The organism is Mesorhizobium sp. RCAM 06353, assembly GCF_059683585.1.
On the sequence record NZ_CM185031.1, the window covers coordinates 935420 to 951438 of the forward strand.

The window sequence follows — 16019 nt, forward strand, 5'->3', positions numbered from 1 at the left end:
CATCCGCAGACTGACGGTCTCAGCAGGCTTCGTCAATGCGAGCAGCCGGCTCAAGCAAAGTTGAGCCGGCTGAACTGCCTGTGGTCTTAGTTTCCAGACATCGCCTTCAGATTGGCGGCGTAGGCGTCGACGTCATCCTTGCCGATGATCTTGGTCGGGATGATGATGAGGTTGCCGGCCGGGATGCCCGACTTGTCGCCCTTGAGATAGGCGGCCATCAGCTTCATGCCCTGATAGGCCCATTCGAAGGGTTGCTGCACGACGGTGGCGGCAATGGTGCCTTCCTTGACGCCGCCCAGCGTGATCGGATCGTCATCGAAACCGACGACCGTGATCGCACCGAGCTTGCCGGCATCGCGCAGCGCTTCATAGATGCGCGGCGTGTTGTAGGAGTAGAAGCCGACCATGCAGGTGACGTCGGGGCTGGCGACCAGCGCGTCCTCGACATTCTTCTTGGCACGCGCCTGGTCGATGTCGTCGCCGCGCACGTCGACGAGCTCGATCTTGGTGCCGGCCGAGGCCATCCTTCATGCCCTGGATACGCTCCTTGGCATTGTCGGCGCCGAGCAGGCCGACGAAGCCGAGGCACTTGCCGCCGTTCGGCATCGCCTTCTTGGCGATTTCCGCCGCCTGCTTGCCGGCGTCGACATTGGACGAGCCGATATAGGCGACGCGCTTGGTCTGCGGAGCGTCACTGTCGGTGGTGAACAGCGCGGTTTCCGACGCGATCTTGTTCAGACCATCGGTCGAGGTCTTGGGATCGACGGCCGAGACCATGATGCCCTTGACGCCGGCCGTCACCAGATCGTCCATCAGCCGCTGCTGGATGGCGACCGAGGACTGCTCGGGATATTTGAGCTCGAGCGTATAGTCGGGCAGTTCGCCTTGCGCCTTCTTGACGCCGGCTTCGGCCGCTTTCCAGAAATCGGAAGCGCCGTTGACGACGAAGGCCAGCGTCGGCTTGTCGTCGGCGCGTGCGATGGCCGTCGCCGTCAGGCCGACGGCCAGGGCCGCGGCGGCCACGGATGCATTGCGTATCAAGGATTTCATGTTCAACCTCCCGTTTTGGTCCAGCCTTCGGGCTGACCGGTCTTGCTCACTAGAATTGCCTGCTCACCTGGATTTGCCGTTTGTGGCTTGGACGCCCCCTCCTCCTCAGGGGTTCCCGGCACGGAAAGAATGGCGTCGTCCAGCCACGGTCATGGACTTTAGAGACTCATCCCTCATTCGTAAATAGTCCGATTTGTCTGACATATCACATATCTGCTACAAGGCTCGCGGAGGCTATATCCGCTCACCATCGGACCATTCACGAGCACTCCCACCGCACCCAGGATCCATCGGGCCGGATGCGACGGATTGACGTTACAGCGCATCTTTGTATTAGTAAACAGTATTAGTTCTTGCCGTGCCTGGACACATCGGCTCGGCATCGCAATTGATCTGCCAACGATGAACTGCCTTGCCAGCGCGGCAGCCCATGCCTTGCTATTCCTGCCTTTCTGATGCCCGGAGCCACATGACCAATGGATCAGCAACCTGCTAATAGATATAAATTCAGTGTCGACTTCTATAAATCGACGCTGTCGCGTCATCTTGTCGGCCCGGCAGGCTGCCGCTAGACAGGCTGGCGATTGGGGACACGAATGCAATGAGCGAGACCAGGGATCCGGCCATCGAGACCGCGAAGCGGCGTAAGGCGCCGGCGAAGCCCAAGGGGCGGGTCACCATGACCGACATCGCCAGGGCCGCCGGCTGTTCGCAGGCGACTGTTTCCTTCGTGCTCAACAATTCGCCAGGGATCAAGCTGTCGCAGCAGACCCGCGAGCGGGTGATCGAGGCGGCACGGGCGCTGGGCTACAGCGCCCCCGCCTTCTCGGCACTGCGCAAGCCTGTTGCCGCCTTCGATGGCCTTGACGGGGTGATCGGCTTCGCCGTCGACCAGCTGGCGACCAGCCCGGAGGCTGTGGTCGCCATCGAAGGCGCGCGCCAGGCTTCGTGGAATGCCGGCAATGTGCTGCTGGTGGCGCAGACCATGGGCGACGCCGTGATGGAGCCGCGCGCCATCCAGGCGCTGACCAGGCGGGGCATTTCGGCGCTGATCTACATGACCATCTTCACCCGCGAGATCACGGCGCCCGACTTCCTCTACAGCCTCGACATTCCGGTGATCCTGCTCAATTGCTACACGGCCGACTACGCCTTTCCCGCCGTGGTGCCTTCCGAGATCGCCGGCGGCCAGAGCTCGACAAGGCATCTGATCAGCCACGGCCACCGCCGCATCGCCACCATCACCGGCGAGCCGTGGATGCAGGCGGCACAGGACCGGCTGAAGGGCTACCGCCGCGCGCTTGCCACCGCCGACATCCCGTTCGACGCGGAGCTGGTGGTCGAGGGCGACTGGTCGGCCAGCGCGGGCTATGCCGCGACGGTGAAGCTGTTGGCCCTAAAAGACCGCCCGACCGCGATCTTCTGCCAGAACGACCGCACCGCGATCGGCTGCTACGAAGCGCTGAAGGAAGCCGGCCTGCACATCCCCCAGGACATTTCCGTGGTCGGCTATGACGATGAGGAAATCGCCCGGCATCTGTTCCCGCCGCTGACGACCTCGATCCTGCCGCATATGGCGATGGGCCAATGGGCGATCGAGCAACTCGAGGCGCCGGCGGCGCCCGGGCAGGGGCGCTATCCCATCACCAAGCTGGAATGCCCCTTGGTGGAAAGGGAGAGTGTGCGGGCGGTGGCCGGAGCCGTGACGGGTCGAGAAGGCTGACCGTCGATCCCGGCGTGCTCATCGGCGCCCCCCTGCGGTCCGCGGTTGCCGGCATGGACCCGGGAGCCACGGTTGAGAATAGGCCGCGCCTGATATAGATGGCTCGCGCCAGACCGCCGTATCGGGTCGGAAGGTGTCCAACGCGAGCGACAGAGGCGATCATGGCCGACGAAAACGAAGACTACATCTACGATGAGGCCACCGGTGAATGGCGTCCGGCCTCGGAGATCGCTGCCTCCGCCGAGGCGGGGCGCATTGTGCCGCGCGATGCCGCCGGCAATGTTCTTGCCGACGGGGATTCGGTGATCCTGATCAAGGACCTCAAGGTGAAGGGCGCCGGTCAGACGCTGAAGCAGGGGACACTGATCAAGTCGATCCGGCTCACCGACAATCCGGATGAAATCGATTGCCGGCATGAGGCGATCAAGGGCCTCGTCCTTCGCACGGAGTTCGTGCGCAAGCGGTGAGCGTTAGAGCAATTCCAGGAAAAGTGTGAACGGTTTTCCCGGGAAAAGCGCGTAGCGCTTTCCCTTGGGAATTGCGTCAAAACAATAACTTAGAGCGGGTCGCCGTTTCCGTGAAACGGTGAACTGCTCTAGCGGCTGGCCGCGATGCTGAACACGCGGTCGGCACGGGACCCGGGCAGAGCTATTTATCGATGTCGATATCCCTGGTCTCCTGCCCGATCAGCAGCGCGATCAGCGTCAGCACGGCCATCGCCGAGAGATAGACGCCGACCCAGAACGGGCTGCCGCCGCCGACGCGCCACAGCGCCACCGCTATGAACGGCGCGACGGCGGCGCCAAGGATCGAGGAGACGTTGTAGGCGATGCCCGAGCCCGTATAGCGGACGCTGGCCAGGAACAGTTCCGGCAGCAGGGCGCCCATCGGCCCGAAGGTCATGCCCATGAGGGTGAAGCCGATGATGAGCCAGGCCATGACACCGACGGTGCCGGCCGCCAGCATGGGAACCCAGAGCAAGCCAAAGACGATGATGCCGAGCGTGATCGCGATCAGCGTCCTGCGCCGTCCCCAACGCTCCGCCCACGGACCGGAAACCAGGGTGAAGATGCCGAAGAACACCACGCCGATGATCATCATCAGCACGAAGGTCGTGTAGTCGTAGCCGAGGCCCGGAACCGCGCCGGTGGGCGCAGCCCGGCCATAGCTCAGCGAGAAGGTCGTCATCAGGTAGAACAGCACGTAGGTCGCCAGCATGTAGAATGTGCCGAGTATCAGTTGCCGCCAGTGCGTCATATAAAGAAGGCGATTTGCGAGGTTTCCCGATGATCAGAAGATTGCTTACAGCGGGAACGCTATTCACGATTGCTGGAGTCTGGGGCCGTCATGCAGGCTCATAGACGGACAATTGCATCGTCTCGCTAAGAGACCAAACTGGTTTGCCCTGCTCCCGAAAATAGCTGATTTCCCTCTGTACACCTGAACTTTGCTGCCAGCCGTCAATTTTCAACACAGCAATCTCGTCGCACCGGTCCATGAAAACCGTGTCAAAATCCACCCAATATTCGGAACCAAGTGTGTTTGCTGCTCCGGCCAAGACCACGTCGATTGGATGCGTCATCGTTATAGGGCTAAAGACGATATGCCCCTGTTTTATGAGAGCAGCGGCCGCTTTTGTTGCTGCCTCAAAGCGCTGCGCTCTGATTGCGGAATCGGCATGGGTATATGGGCAAGCTAGATAAAGGAGCTTCTGGCTGTTCACGGTTCGCCGCCGATAACTAGGTTGTTGCAGATAGGCATTTGTCTGACAGACATGTTTGTGTCGCTATGACCATCGCGCAGTGGTCATGGGCTGCTTATATCACCAATACGCTGCTGGCTATCGGCAATGCGGACAGGACACGCCCGCGTCCGCAGCATCGACTAGGATGTCAAACGCAATCGCGAAGTTAAAGTTCGTAGAATTTATTGGCGCACCCGACAGGATTCGAACCTGTGACCTCTGCCTTCGGAGGGCAGCGCTCTATCCAGCTGAGCTACGGGTGCTTCCCGGTGTTCCGGAAAACGAACCAGCCGGTGAACCGGCAAGTCACGGCTTCTTAGCGGAAGCCGGCGCGGGCTTCAACGGGCAATTGGCGGGCTGCAGGGCCGCGAACTGAGATTAACGCGCTTTCGGGATCCTGACGCCATGGACGTCCATTGATCAAGCCCCCGAAGAATCCGAGAAGCCAGGGTGCCTGCCGGAAGATGGCGCCTGAAACGGAAAACCCGCCTCGGCGGCGGGTCGCTGGCGCAAATCAGCACCATGGGCGAATTTATAGCATAATTGCCGTCACCGGGCAACCGATCGCGAGCTTGCTGTCATGATCGCATCCGGTCCTTTGCGGGCTCCCTGACCTCGGGCGCTCACTGCCCTGCCTCCCCCTTCACCGTCCGCTTCCGCACCCCACGAACCGCCCGCTTCACCTTCTTGGCACCCGTCAGCTCCTGCATGGCCTCGAGCTGCATCTGCTGCATCTCCGCCAGCCGCGTCCATTGGCGGGAGATGAGGTAGTCGAGTTTTTCGTGCAGGTGGCGCACTTCGAGCTCGGCTTTGAGGTTGACGCGGTATTCGTTGAAGGAGCGCAGGCGGTCTTTCACCTCCTGGCGCTTCTGGCTCATCATGATGATCGGCGCCTGGATGGCGGCGATGCAAGAGAGCAAGAGGTTGAGCAGGATGAAGGGATAGGGGTCGAAGGCGCCATTCAAACCCTCGAACAGATTGATGCCGATCCAGACCAGCAGCACGCTGGCAAACGAGATCAGGAACCACCAGCTGCCGCCGAAGGCGGCCATGTTGTCGGAGACGCGGTCGGGGAAGGTGCGGTGCTCCTCGAATTCCTCCTCCGAGTTTTCGGAAATCGTGTCCTGCCTGGCGATCGATTCCACCACCTGGCGGTCGAGTTCGGAGAATTCGCCGTGCTCCTGCTGCAGCAGCTCCTCCATGTAGCGCATGCGGTAGCGGCCGAGCTCCTCGCGGCTGATGCGGGCGCCCCTGGGCAGGTCCGGGTGGTCGGCGTGAATGCGGTCGGCAAGGCTCGGGCGCAGCGTGTCGATGCGCACGAGGTCGCGCTTGCGGAATTTGCGGCCTGAGATCGCCGACGGTTTTTTCCTGGGCTTTATCCGCGACGCGCCGGGGCCGGACGGTTCGGAGTCCGGCACTTCGGGCGTGTCGAAATGCTCGTCGGAAACCTCGTGCAGGTCTTCTTCAGTGGTCGGCGCCTCGAAATATTCGCCGCCGCTGTCATTCTCATTGGCCGCCGCCTTCTGCTCTGGCGTTTTGGGGACAGTGCTCATGGTGCGGGCTCCTGCTGTGGCGCTGGAATTCAAGGATACGCCGAGGTGGCGGGGCATATCCACCGTCGGATTTCGCAGCCTATGCCATGGCTTCCGCACGATTGCGTGACAGTCGTGAAACAATAGCCGGCTGCGGAGCTTTAGCAGTGCTTCGCGGCTCAAGGCGGTGCATCATCTGAGACATTCGAGATTAGCCGAGGCGTCCCCAACTTCGTCATCCACGGGCGGAGCAGCCGCAAAGCGGCGTCGCGAAGACCCGAGGATCCATGCCGGGGCGTTGACTGTAGAGTGCAGCGGAGCGGAGTTCTGCACCGTGGCAACGCTTTGAGATCGCGGCATGGATCCTCGGGTCTGCGCCGCGTCGCTGCGCTCCTTGCTCCGCCCGTGGATGACGAAGCGAGGGGTGGCTTCGCTCCTCACTGCTCACTTCTCACTGCTGTTCGGCGAACATCAGCCTGGTCTTCGTGCCGTCCATGCTCGGCGACAGGCTGCGCTGGATCAGCGCCTCGACATGGTCGTTGCGCTGGCGGGCCGAGTCGGCGCCCATCACCACCACGATCAGCTGGCGGCCATCGGCATTGTAGGAGGTGACGATGTTAAAGCCGGAGGCCCTGATGTAGCCGGTCTTGATGCCGTCGACACCGCGCACGCGGCCGAGCATGTCGTTGTGGCCGCGCACCAGCCTGCCGCGGAACATGAAATCGCTTTCGGAGAAATAGTGGAAATGCTGGGGAAAGCGCTGGCGCAGCGCCATGCCGAGCACCGCCATGTCGCGCGCCGTGGTCATCTGGCTGTCGTCGGGCAGGCCCGACGCGTTGCGGAAGGTGGTGCTGGACATGCCGAGCGAGCGCGCCTTCGAGGTCATCATGGCGGCGAACTGGTCCTCCGAGCCGCCGAGATATTCGCCGACCGCCACCGCCACGTCATTGGCCGATTTGACGACGATGGCGCGGATGGCGGAATCGACATCGATCGTCTCGCCGCGCCGGAAGCGCATCTTGGTCGGCGGCTGCGAGGCGGCATGGTCGGAGACCGGGATCTGCGTTTCCTTGGTCACGCGGCCGGACTCCATCGCCTCGAACAGGAGATAGAGCGTCATCATCTTGGTCAGCGAGGCCGGATAGCGTTGCGCCGTCGAGTTGACCTCGAACATCTGCTTGCCGGTCCTGACGTCGACGACGATGGCCGCATACTTCTGCGGCGGCGCCGGCACGGCCAGCACGGAGTCCGGCGGGGTCGTGGTCGAGCAGCCGGCGACCAGCAGCAACATGCCAAGGGCGACGAAAACTCTCTGGAGGAGCGGGAAGGGACGCAATTTGGACAAGGGCGGGACTGTTCTGGCGATGCTGTTGCTGAGATGAGGCGAAGCTAACGTAACGCGCTTGATGCGTCCATTTGGTTAATGGCTGTTAGTCCCAGGATTGTCGAGCCTTCGCAAGCTTGCCAGCCCGCCCCGAAAACGCCTGTTTCTGTGTCTTTCCTTGCCAAAGCCGCGTTTCCTGTGGGAAGGGGCGTGGCATTGGCTGGCTTGGGGGGTGGCATGACGGATATCGGGGCCGGGGGCGCAGCGCCCTCGCTTATCAAGGCATCGCTCAGCCGCACCGGCAAATGGGCCGGCAGCGTCGCTTTCATCAGCGGCGCCGTTGGCGACGTCCTCAATCCGCTGGCGCCGTTCGCCGCCTATATCGCGCTGGTCGCGGCGGTCGCGGCGGCCATCATCGCCATTGCCATCGTGCTCAGGCTGGTGTTGGCGGCCAAGGCGCTGCCGGCGCTGGTGTTCGCCACCAGTGCGGCGGCCGTCGCCGGGGGTGTCTATGCCGTGCAGCAGGAGACCAATTCGCAGAACGGGGTGATCGCCGGCCTCGTGCCGGCAATCGCGCAGCTGCAGCAGTCGATCGGCATCGTCTCCGAAAAGGTGGCGAAGATCGAGCAGACGGTCACGCAGACGCAGAAGACCGTCGAAGAGGTCAAGAAATCGACCGACACTGTGGCGCAGAAGACCGACCAGATCGCGTCCGCCCAGCAGCAGCAGACGCAGCAGGGGGCTGAGACGCAAAAGACCGTCGAGGCGGTCAAGCAGACGACCGAGACGCTCGCCGCCGGCCAGCAACAGCAGCAGGCCCAAACGGAAAAGCTGCAGGCGACCACCGAACAGATCGCCGCCTCGATCGACACCATCGCCAAGGGGTTTGCCCAGCTCGCGGCGCAGGGCGGGGCGATCGCCGAGCCGAAGCGGCCGGACGAGTTCTACCACAATGCCCGCGTCTACGAATTGTCGGGCGACATGCTCAATGCGCGGCGCTCCTACCTCGCCTTTGCCGGCTTCGATGTCGACGCCATCGACCCCTATACGCGCTTTGCCACGCTGCTTCGGGTGCAGGACGGCAAAGCTGGCGCCCGCGAAGTGTTCGGCCAGTTGGCGGATAAGGCCAAGGCGCCGTCGATCAAGCTGGTCCACCTGCTGCAGTTCGACGATGCCCAGCGGCTCGACAAGCTGAATGCCTTCATTGCGGCCAATCCCGACTACGCGCCGGCCTATTACCTCAAGGCGCAGGAGTTTTCGGAAGACCGCCTCGGCAGCCAGACGCTGGCCGACAAGCGCAACGAAGCCCAGGCGCTGACCAAATTCGTGTCCTATGAAAAGGATGGCGGGCTGCTCAAATATTTCGTCGACCAGACGCAGTTGGCCGACTGGCTGGACCGCAGCCGCAGCCGGCTGGCAGCACTTGGCGACGTGCTCGACCCCGCGCGCTTTGCGCCTTCGCTGACGCCGATGCGCTCCAACCAGGGCTGGTCGATGACCATTTCGCTGCCCGAGCCGGCGACCGCGATTTCCTGGCGTCTCGGCAGCAGCGGTCCCTTCACCGACACCGGCTTCCTGGCGATGAACGACCAGACCACCGGCAAGCCGATGGCCAATCCGAGCTTTGAACTGCCCGACAGCACGACGGCGACCACGATCGCGATAAAATATCTCGACATTAGGGGCCGCGAGACCGGCCCGTTCGACATACGCTTCGATCCGGATGCCGCCCTGCAGCAAGGTGACAAGCAGATCCTCGACCAGTTCTGGACGTCGTGGATCGCCTTCGACTCCGGCGGCAATCACGGCCTGGTCTATTACACCCAGATGCTGTCCTACCGCTGCGCCATCAAGGAGGTGCATTACAGCCTGAACGGTGCCGCCCTCGACAAGTCGCTCGAGATACCGCCTTGCGACAAGAAGGACCCCTACGCCATCCCCTACGACGCCAAGGGCTATTTCAAGGTCGCCGACAGCGTGAAATCGATGTCGGTGCAGGTCACCTACACCGACGGCACGAAATCGCCGGTGCGGGAATACAAGCGGCAGTAGGTCTGCTTACCCTCCCCCTTGTGGGGGTCCGAAGGACGGGTGAGACCCGTGGCTCACCCCGGCACGTCGATCCGCATAGCGGATCGGGGTGGGGGAACGCCGGCGCCAGACCCCCACCCCGTCGAACGATCTCCGCTTCGCTTCGACCGCTCGCCGACCCTCCCCACAAGGGGGAGGGTGAAGGAACTCCTGATGCGAAATGCCCGACATCCAGCTTGCGCAAGCCGCGCCGAAAGGCTTCTGTTTGCGCTTCAGATTCGGTGAGAGCGCAATGACCATCAGCACGATCAAGGCCAGAGGCATTTCGGTTTCGCTCGACCTCACCGTCGGCCACATCGCCGACATGACCGTCGAGAGCGACGGACGCCAGTTGAAGCCGCTGCACCGTGCGCCCTGGGTCGACGCAGGCGAGACGCTACCGAAGGACCTGCCGCAAGGCACGGTTCGGCTGTCCGGCGATTTCCTCTGCGCGCCGTTTTCGCGCAGCGATGTCGAGGAGGCGCCGCTGCATGGCTGGACTGCCAACAGCGCCTGGGATGTCACCGAGAGCGGCGCGACGGATGGCGGATGGCGCGCGGTCTTCCGGCTGCGGCACAAGGTCATGGGCGCCAGCGTCGACAAGATTTTCACGCTGCGCAACGACCATCCTTTTCTCTATCAGGAACATGTGTTTTCCGGCGGGTCCGGCGCGATTTCCGTCGCCCATCACCCGATGACGGCGATGAAAGGCGGCGGCAGGCTGGCCTTTTCGCCGAAGCGGTTTGCTGCAACGCCCGCCGATCCGCTGGAGCCGGACCCCGCGCGCGGCCGCTTCATGCTGGCCTATCCGGCGCGGTCGACCGATCTCGGCCATTTTCCTGCCGCCGGCGGCGGCACGGCGGACCTGACGGACTATCGCATGGACGACCGGCGCGAGGATTTCATCACCCTGGTCGAGGCCGACCATGGCGGTCCGGGCTGGACGGCGCTGGCGCGCCAGGCCGAGCACGATCTGGTGCTGGTGCTGAAAAACCCGGCAGAGCTGCCGATCACAATGCTGTGGCTCAGCAATGGCGGGCGCGACTACGCGCCGTGGAGCGGCCGCCATCTCGGCGTGCTCGGCATCGAGGACGGCCGTGCCGCCGTCGGCCATGCCGCCTCGATCGGCGACAACTGGCTGAAGCGCGAAGGCGTGGCGACCGCCTTTGCGCTCGGCGAAGGCCACAGCTTTTCGTTCCGCCACGTCATCGGCGCCGTGCCTTTCTCCGGTGGCCAACCGCCGCAGGAAATCACCACCGCCGACGGCCAGATGCGGCTCTCGGCCGGCGGCTCCAACAGGGACGTGCCGTTCGACAGCGCGTTCCTGCGCATCGGTCAGCCTGTTGCCGCCTGAGCGGGGTTTGCGAGCGCGGGGTTTGAAATTTCCACCGACTGCCGCCAAGATGCGGCGGAAACATCATGCCTGTCATCAGGGCAAGTGAGGTTCCCATGTCCGAAATCGCCCACCTCGCCGCCACCATCTTCAAGCGCGCCGGCAAGGCAAAGCGCTTCATCGTCGCCATTGCCGGGCCGCCGGGGTCGGGGAAGTCGACGCTGTCGGCAGGCCTGCATGACCTTTTGCCGGAAGGGGCGGTGGAGGTCGTGCCGATGGACGGCTTCCACTATGACGATATCGTGCTCAACGCGCGCGGGCTGCGGGCGCGCAAGGGCGCGCCGGAGACCTTCGACTTCGCCGGGTTCGAAGCCCTGATGAAGCAGAATCCGGGCCGGCGAACCCGACATCGCCATTCCCGTCTTCGACCGCAGCATGGAACTGTCGCGCGCCGCAGCGGCAATCGTCGGCACCGAGACCAAGTTCATCCTGGTCGAAGGCAATTATCTGCTGCTCGACGAGGAGCCGTGGTCGCGGCTGGCGCCGCTGTTCGATTTCTCGATCTTCGTCGACGTGCCGCGCAATGAGCTCGAGCGCCGCCTGATGGAGCGCTGGCACGGCCATGGCCGTTCCGACGAGGATGCGCGCGCCTGGATCGCCTCCAACGACATGCCCAACATCGAACGCGTGCTGGCCCGGCGCCGGGCCGCCGACCTGGTCATTGGTTAACACTCTTAATTTTCGGTATTTTTTGACGGGAACCTTAAGAGTTTCACGCCGTTATGCCAGACAACCCGTTTGTTCGGCGTAAGGGATTTTCCGATGGCTACCAAGGCAAAAAAACCCGTGAAGACAAGGCCTGTGAAGGCAACCCAAGCGAAAGCCGGTGCTGGCCCAGCGATTGCTGAACGCTCGAAAGACGCCAAGGGCGCTTTCGGCAAGGCCGCACCTAGAAAGGTCGTACCGGCCGCGAAGACCGCCAGTCCGCGCAAACAGGCAGCGGCCAAGCCCGGTGCCGTTCGGACGGCGGCGAATATTGCAGCCGGCGCCGTGGTCGCAACCGCGCGCGGCGCTGCTTCGCTCGCAGCCTCCGTGATGGGCAGAGGCGGTTCGAAAGCCAAGGCGAAGTAGCACAGGCTGCTTCGTCAGAGTGGGCCCGCCAAAGCAATCGCCCCACCGCGAGGGCTTTCAGCCCCTTGCCGGAATGGTCAGGCCCTTCTGCACCGCCGGCCGCGCCAGGCCGCGCTCCAGCCATGCCGCGACATTGGCGAAATCATCGAAACCGACGAGGTCACGTGCTTCGTAGAAGCCGATCAAATTGCGCACCCAGCCGAGCAGCGAGATGTCGGCGATGGTGTAGTCATTGTCCATGATCCATTTGCGGCCCTTGAGCCTGCGGTCAAGCACACCGAGCAGACGCCGCGATTCGTCGCGATAGCGCTCCAGCGGCCGTTTGTCGGCGATCTCGCGGCCGGCGAATTTGTGGAAGAAGCCGACCTGGCCGAACATCGGCCCGACCGACGCCATCTGGAAGAACACCCACTGGATCGTCTCGTAGCGCCGCGCCGCGTCCACGGGCATGAGCAGGCCGGTCTTTTCGGCGAGATAGAGCAGGATGGCGCCGGATTCGAACAGGCCGATCGGCTTGCCATCCGGGCCATTGGGATCGATGATCGCCGGGATCTTGCCATTGGGATTGAGCGACAGGAACTCCGGCGTCCAGCTTTCATCCTTGCCGATGTTGATCAGATGCGGCTCATAGGGCAGGCCGATCTCTTCCAGGGCGATCGATACCTTCACGCCGTTCGGCGTCGTTGCCGAATAGAGCTGGATCTGGTCGGGATGTTTGGCCGGCCAACGGGTGGTGATCGGAAAGGCGGACAGGTCGGCCATCGAGAAACTCCTGAGCGGGGGATTTGCGCCGAACGGCGCGGTGTTGGCGGGTCGGCCAAGAATTAGGCGCACGACACGACGTGATCAATATGGCGGCGACAGTTTCGCCACGCACGGACAGTCAATCGAATCGAGCGCGGGGGAGATGTGACCGTTCGCCGGGCAGGTAGCAACCGCCCCGGGGCGGTGGTGACCGCCCGGGCAGGTAGTAACCGCCCGGGATCAAATTGCCTTGAACGCCAGCACCGCGTTGGTGCCGCCGAAAGCAAAACCGTTGCTGATCGCGGCGCGCACCTTGCGTTCGCGCGCGACATTGGGCGTCACGTCGAGATCGCAATCGGGATCGGGTTCGCGGTAATTCGCGGTCGGCGGCACGAGGCCTTCGCGGATGGCCATGACGCAGGCGATCATCTCCAGCCCGCCCGACGCGCCCAGGCAATGGGCATGCATCGACTTCGTCGAGGAGATCGACAGCGAGCGCGCATGCTCGCCAAAGACGCGCTTGATCGCGACGGTCTCGATCTGGTCGTTGGCCTTGGTGCCGGTGCCATGGGCGTTCAGATAATCGATGTCCTCGGGATTGAGGCCGGCATCGGCGAGGCAGAAGCGCATGGCGGCTTCCGGTCCCTCGATGGTCGGGGCAACGATGTCGGAGGCATCGGCCGAAAGGCCGGCGCCGGCGATTTCGGCGAGGATGGTGGCGCCACGCGCCATGGCGTGATCGTAGCTTTCCAGAACCGCCATGCCGGCGCCTTCGCCGAGCACCAGGCCCTGGCGGTCGGCCGAGAAAGGCCGGCAGGTATCGGGCGACAGCACGCGCAATGCCTCCCAGCCCTTGAGCACACCCCAGACCAGTGGCGCATCGGTGCCGCCGGCGACCATGACATCGGCGCGGCCGAGCCTGATCTGGTCGACAGCCGAGGCGATGGCGTGGTTGGCCGACGAGCAGGCCGAAGTGACGCCGAACACCGGCCCACGCAGGCCAAGGTGCATGCTGACCTGGCCGGCGGCGGCGCCCGGCATGACCCTAGGCACGGTGAAGATGCCGGCGCGATTCTTGCCCTCTACCAGGATGGCGCGATAATTCTCTTCGACCGTCTCGAAGCCGCAGACGCCGACCCCGACAATGGTTCCCATGCGATAGGTGTTGTCGGCATGAGCGGCCAATCCGGACTGTTGCATGGCTTCGCGGGCGGCGATCACCGCCAGCAAGCTGAAGCGATCCATCGACACCAGCTGCTTGCGCTCGATGCCGTGATCGGGCAGCACCTTGACCTCGCAGCCGGTCCTGACCTTCAGATCGTGCAGGGAATGATTTTCGATCGGGCCTATGGCCGAACGGCCAGCGCGCATCTCACCCCAGATTGCCGGCACATTGGTGCCGAGCCCGCATAGCCCGCCAAGGCCGGTGATGACGACGCGTTTCAGCATTCGGTCAGGCTTTTTTCGCGATCAGCGCGCGAACGGCCTCGACCATGTCGCCAACATTCTTCAGATTGCTCCAGGCATCGACCGTGTTCATCTCGATCTCGATGCCATATTGCTCCTCGAGGTCGAAGATGATCTCCGTCAACTCGAGCGAATGGATGCCTAGCGACGTCAATTCGGTGCTGGTGGTGATTTCCTCACCGCCCGGCTCGGCATGGGCCTTGATCTTCTCGATGATATCCGTTGCCAGTTGGTCAGCCATTCGGTCTCTTCCCCACTTTGTCGTTTCCCGACGCCAACTGAACAGCGCCTTCTTGTCCTCGATATCAGGCCGCGATCGTCGCCTTCTACCCCCGCCAAGCATCGCCTGACCGTACCGAGGTGGCTCCCTCTATAGAAACGGAAACGCTATCAAGCAACAAGCTATATATCGACAAAACCGCCACAGTGCTTAACCTGACGGCGTGGATACGATCGAATATACCAAGTTTTCGGCCCCTTTGGCCCAGCGCGCCGCAGGTCTGGCGCAGCTGGGCTGCGCCAGCGCGGACGGCCGCACAAGGCTGCGCCGCCTCTACCAGGACGGCTCCGCCAAGATAAGGCTGCCGGCGGTTTCGGCCGATCCGCTGGAGGCGGTGTTGATCAACACCGCCGGTGGATTGACCGGCGGCGACCGCATCGGCTGGGATGTGAATGTCGGCGCAGAAGCCTCGGCGTCGATAACGACCCAGGCCTGCGAGAAGATCTACCGCGCCGCATCCGACCATGCCCAGGTGCGGGTCAGGCTGAGCGTCGGCGAAAACGGCCGCATCGCCTGGCTGCCGCAGGAAACCATCGTCTTCGACCGGGCGGCCTTTGCCCGCACATTGGATGTCGAGCTTGCCGCGGGGGCCGAGGCGCTGGTGCTGGAGGCCACCGTTTTCGGTCGCCTGGCCATGGGCGAACGCGCCGCGCAAGGCACTTTTCACGACCGCTGGCGTGTTCGCCAGGATGGTTTCCTGATCCATGCCGAGGATTTCCGCATCGGACCCGACATCACTGGTGCCCTGGCACGCGCGGCCACCGCCGGCGGCGCAATCGCGGTGGCAACGCTGCTGCTGGTGTCGCCACGGGCCGAGGCTTTGCTCGACCCGGTCCGGGAGATCGTCGGCGACCAGGGCGGCGCCAGCGCCTGGAGCGTGAAGGCATCTGGCAAGCTTCTTGCGAGGCTTTACGCCGAGGACGGCTACCAACTGCGCCAGCGGCTGGTTCCGCTCGTCGGACTGCTCAACGGAAGGGCGGGACTGCCCAAATTATGGTCACTGTGATTCTGTCTGCCTCATCTTTGGAAACCGCATGAACCTGACGCCAAGGGAAAAAGACAAGCTGCTGATCGCCATGGCGGCGATCGTGGCGCGCAAGCGGCTGGAGCGCGGCGTCAAGCTCAACCATCCGGAAGCGATCGCGCTGATCACCGATTTTGTCGTCGAAGGCGCCCGTGACGGTCGCCCGGTGGCCGAACTGATGGAGGCCGGCGCCCATGTCGTCACCCGCGCGCAGGTGATGGAGGGCATCGCCGAAATGATCCACGATGTGCAGGTGGAAGCGACCTTTCCAGACGGCACCAAGCTGGTGACCGTGCACGAGCCCATCAGGTGAGGAGACCCGGATGCTTGACCTGCGCCCCAACTGCGAGTGCTGCGACAAGGACCTGCCGCCCGAGGCGGCGGATGCGTTGATCTGCACCTTCGAGTGCACCTTCTGTTCCGATTGCGTGGAACACGTGCTGGACGGCGTTTGCCCCAATTGCGGTGGCAATTTTTCGGCCCGGCCGATCCGTCCCGCCGCGATGCTGAAGAAATATCCGGCTTCGACAAAGCGCGTCCTCAAGGCCGAGGGCTGCGGCCCGCGCAAAGCCGCGTGAATACCGTGACCCTGGAAAC

At 63.4% G+C, this 16019-nt stretch carries 15 protein-coding genes, 1 tRNA gene and 2 pseudogenes; 9 read left to right on the forward strand and 9 right to left on the reverse strand.

All coding sequences use genetic code 11. The features are described from left to right. Positions 1-86: 86 nt before the first annotated feature. A pseudogene (locus AC56QX_RS04215) lies at positions 87-1050 on the reverse strand (sugar-binding protein). Between the two features lie 601 nt (positions 1051-1651). Here AC56QX_RS04215 and AC56QX_RS04220 point away from each other — a divergent pair. After that, positions 1652-2773, forward strand: coding sequence for a LacI family DNA-binding transcriptional regulator (locus tag AC56QX_RS04220; protein ID WP_497113849.1), 1122 nt, complete (start codon positions 1652-1654; stop codon positions 2771-2773). Between the two features lie 161 nt (positions 2774-2934). Beyond that, entirely contained in the window at positions 2935-3240 is a 306-nt protein-coding gene (locus AC56QX_RS04225) for an alkylphosphonate utilization protein (RefSeq protein WP_464612817.1), read from the forward strand. 181 nt (positions 3241-3421) lie between these two features. Here the strand turns inward: AC56QX_RS04225 and AC56QX_RS04230 are convergent, their stop codons facing one another. The 5 genes from AC56QX_RS04230 to AC56QX_RS04250 form a co-directional block, all read right to left on the reverse strand. Continuing rightward, positions 3422-3991 (reverse strand): MFS transporter, encoded by a 570-nt coding sequence (locus tag AC56QX_RS04230; RefSeq protein WP_497113850.1) that lies wholly within the window; start codon positions 3989-3991, stop codon positions 3422-3424. A gap of 127 nt (positions 3992-4118) precedes the next feature. After that, positions 4119-4496 (reverse strand): DUF1937 family protein, encoded by a 378-nt coding sequence (locus AC56QX_RS04235; protein ID WP_497113851.1) that lies wholly within the window; start codon positions 4494-4496, stop codon positions 4119-4121. Positions 4497-4703: 207 nt separating this feature from the next. Beyond that, a tRNA-Arg gene (locus AC56QX_RS04240) sits at positions 4704-4780 on the reverse strand. Positions 4781-5140: 360 nt separating this feature from the next. Continuing rightward, on the reverse strand, positions 5141-6070 hold the full coding sequence (locus AC56QX_RS04245; RefSeq protein ID WP_497113852.1) for a DUF1003 domain-containing protein: 930 nt from the start codon (positions 6068-6070) through the stop codon (positions 5141-5143). Positions 6071-6500: 430 nt separating this feature from the next. Further along, positions 6501-7394: a D-alanyl-D-alanine carboxypeptidase family protein gene (locus AC56QX_RS04250; RefSeq protein ID WP_497113853.1), complete on the reverse strand. Its 894-nt coding sequence runs from the start codon at positions 7392-7394 to the stop codon at positions 6501-6503. A gap of 216 nt (positions 7395-7610) precedes the next feature. Between AC56QX_RS04250 and AC56QX_RS04255 the strand changes: the two genes are divergently transcribed. The 4 genes and pseudogenes from AC56QX_RS04255 to AC56QX_RS04270 all read left to right on the forward strand — a co-directional run bounded on the left by AC56QX_RS04255 (position 7611) and on the right by AC56QX_RS04270 (position 11907). Continuing rightward, on the forward strand, positions 7611-9425 hold the full coding sequence (locus tag AC56QX_RS04255; RefSeq protein ID WP_497113854.1) for a methyl-accepting chemotaxis protein: 1815 nt from the start codon (positions 7611-7613) through the stop codon (positions 9423-9425). Positions 9426-9696: 271 nt separating this feature from the next. Continuing rightward, on the forward strand, positions 9697-10797 hold the full coding sequence (locus tag AC56QX_RS04260; protein ID WP_497113855.1) for a hypothetical protein: 1101 nt from the start codon (positions 9697-9699) through the stop codon (positions 10795-10797). Between the two features lie 95 nt (positions 10798-10892). Then, positions 10893-11505: pseudogene (locus AC56QX_RS04265) on the forward strand (nucleoside triphosphate hydrolase). A gap of 93 nt (positions 11506-11598) precedes the next feature. Beyond that, complete coding sequence (locus AC56QX_RS04270) at positions 11599-11907, forward strand: hypothetical protein (RefSeq protein WP_497113856.1); 309 nt, start codon at positions 11599-11601, stop codon at positions 11905-11907. A gap of 57 nt (positions 11908-11964) precedes the next feature. Here the strand turns inward: AC56QX_RS04270 and AC56QX_RS04275 are convergent, their stop codons facing one another. The 3 genes from AC56QX_RS04275 to AC56QX_RS04285 form a co-directional block, all read right to left on the reverse strand. Then, positions 11965-12669 (reverse strand): glutathione S-transferase family protein, encoded by a 705-nt coding sequence (locus tag AC56QX_RS04275; protein WP_172221049.1) that lies wholly within the window; start codon positions 12667-12669, stop codon positions 11965-11967. A 222-nt stretch (positions 12670-12891) separates the two neighbouring features. Continuing rightward, entirely contained in the window at positions 12892-14100 is a 1209-nt protein-coding gene (locus AC56QX_RS04280) for a beta-ketoacyl-[acyl-carrier-protein] synthase family protein (protein ID WP_497113857.1), read from the reverse strand. A 4-nt stretch (positions 14101-14104) separates the two neighbouring features. Further along, positions 14105-14359, reverse strand: a complete 255-nt coding sequence (locus AC56QX_RS04285) for an acyl carrier protein (RefSeq protein WP_010912831.1) — start codon at positions 14357-14359, stop codon at positions 14105-14107. Between the two features lie 202 nt (positions 14360-14561). Between AC56QX_RS04285 and AC56QX_RS04290 the strand changes: the two genes are divergently transcribed. From AC56QX_RS04290 to AC56QX_RS04300, 3 genes are read left to right on the forward strand one after another with little or no spacing between them, the layout of a single operon-like run. Beyond that, a complete protein-coding gene (locus tag AC56QX_RS04290) occupies positions 14562-15404 on the forward strand; it encodes an urease accessory protein UreD (protein ID WP_497113858.1) in 843 nt (280 codons plus the stop codon). Between the two features lie 28 nt (positions 15405-15432). Beyond that, positions 15433-15735 (forward strand): urease subunit gamma, encoded by a 303-nt coding sequence (locus AC56QX_RS04295; protein ID WP_023693076.1) that lies wholly within the window; start codon positions 15433-15435, stop codon positions 15733-15735. 10 nt (positions 15736-15745) lie between these two features. Further along, complete coding sequence (locus tag AC56QX_RS04300; protein WP_497113859.1) at positions 15746-16000, forward strand: DUF1272 domain-containing protein; 255 nt, start codon at positions 15746-15748, stop codon at positions 15998-16000. Positions 16001-16019 lie beyond the last annotated feature (19 nt).

What these genes read in the sequence shown, in the direction of transcription:
- AC56QX_RS04220 (WP_497113849.1), top strand. Translation starts at nt 1,652, where the DNA reads ATGAGCGAGACCAGGGATCCGGCCATCGAGACCGCGAAGCGGCGTAAG.
- AC56QX_RS04225 (WP_464612817.1), top strand. Translation starts at nt 2,935, where the DNA reads ATGGCCGACGAAAACGAAGACTACATCTACGATGAGGCCACCGGTGAA.
- AC56QX_RS04230 (WP_497113850.1), bottom strand. Translation starts at nt 3,991, where the DNA reads ATGCTGGCGACCTACGTGCTGTTCTACCTGATGACGACCTTCTCGCTG.
- AC56QX_RS04245 (WP_497113852.1), bottom strand. Translation starts at nt 6,070, where the DNA reads ATGAGCACTGTCCCCAAAACGCCAGAGCAGAAGGCGGCGGCCAATGAG.
- AC56QX_RS04255 (WP_497113854.1), top strand. Translation starts at nt 7,611, where the DNA reads ATGACGGATATCGGGGCCGGGGGCGCAGCGCCCTCGCTTATCAAGGCA.
- AC56QX_RS04260 (WP_497113855.1), top strand. Translation starts at nt 9,697, where the DNA reads ATGACCATCAGCACGATCAAGGCCAGAGGCATTTCGGTTTCGCTCGAC.
- AC56QX_RS04270 (WP_497113856.1), top strand. Translation starts at nt 11,599, where the DNA reads ATGGCTACCAAGGCAAAAAAACCCGTGAAGACAAGGCCTGTGAAGGCA.
- AC56QX_RS04275 (WP_172221049.1), bottom strand. Translation starts at nt 12,669, where the DNA reads ATGGCCGACCTGTCCGCCTTTCCGATCACCACCCGTTGGCCGGCCAAA.
- AC56QX_RS04280 (WP_497113857.1), bottom strand. Translation starts at nt 14,100, where the DNA reads ATGCTGAAACGCGTCGTCATCACCGGCCTTGGCGGGCTATGCGGGCTC.
- AC56QX_RS04285 (WP_010912831.1), bottom strand. Translation starts at nt 14,359, where the DNA reads ATGGCTGACCAACTGGCAACGGATATCATCGAGAAGATCAAGGCCCAT.
- AC56QX_RS04295 (WP_023693076.1), top strand. Translation starts at nt 15,433, where the DNA reads ATGAACCTGACGCCAAGGGAAAAAGACAAGCTGCTGATCGCCATGGCG.
- AC56QX_RS04300 (WP_497113859.1), top strand. Translation starts at nt 15,746, where the DNA reads ATGCTTGACCTGCGCCCCAACTGCGAGTGCTGCGACAAGGACCTGCCG.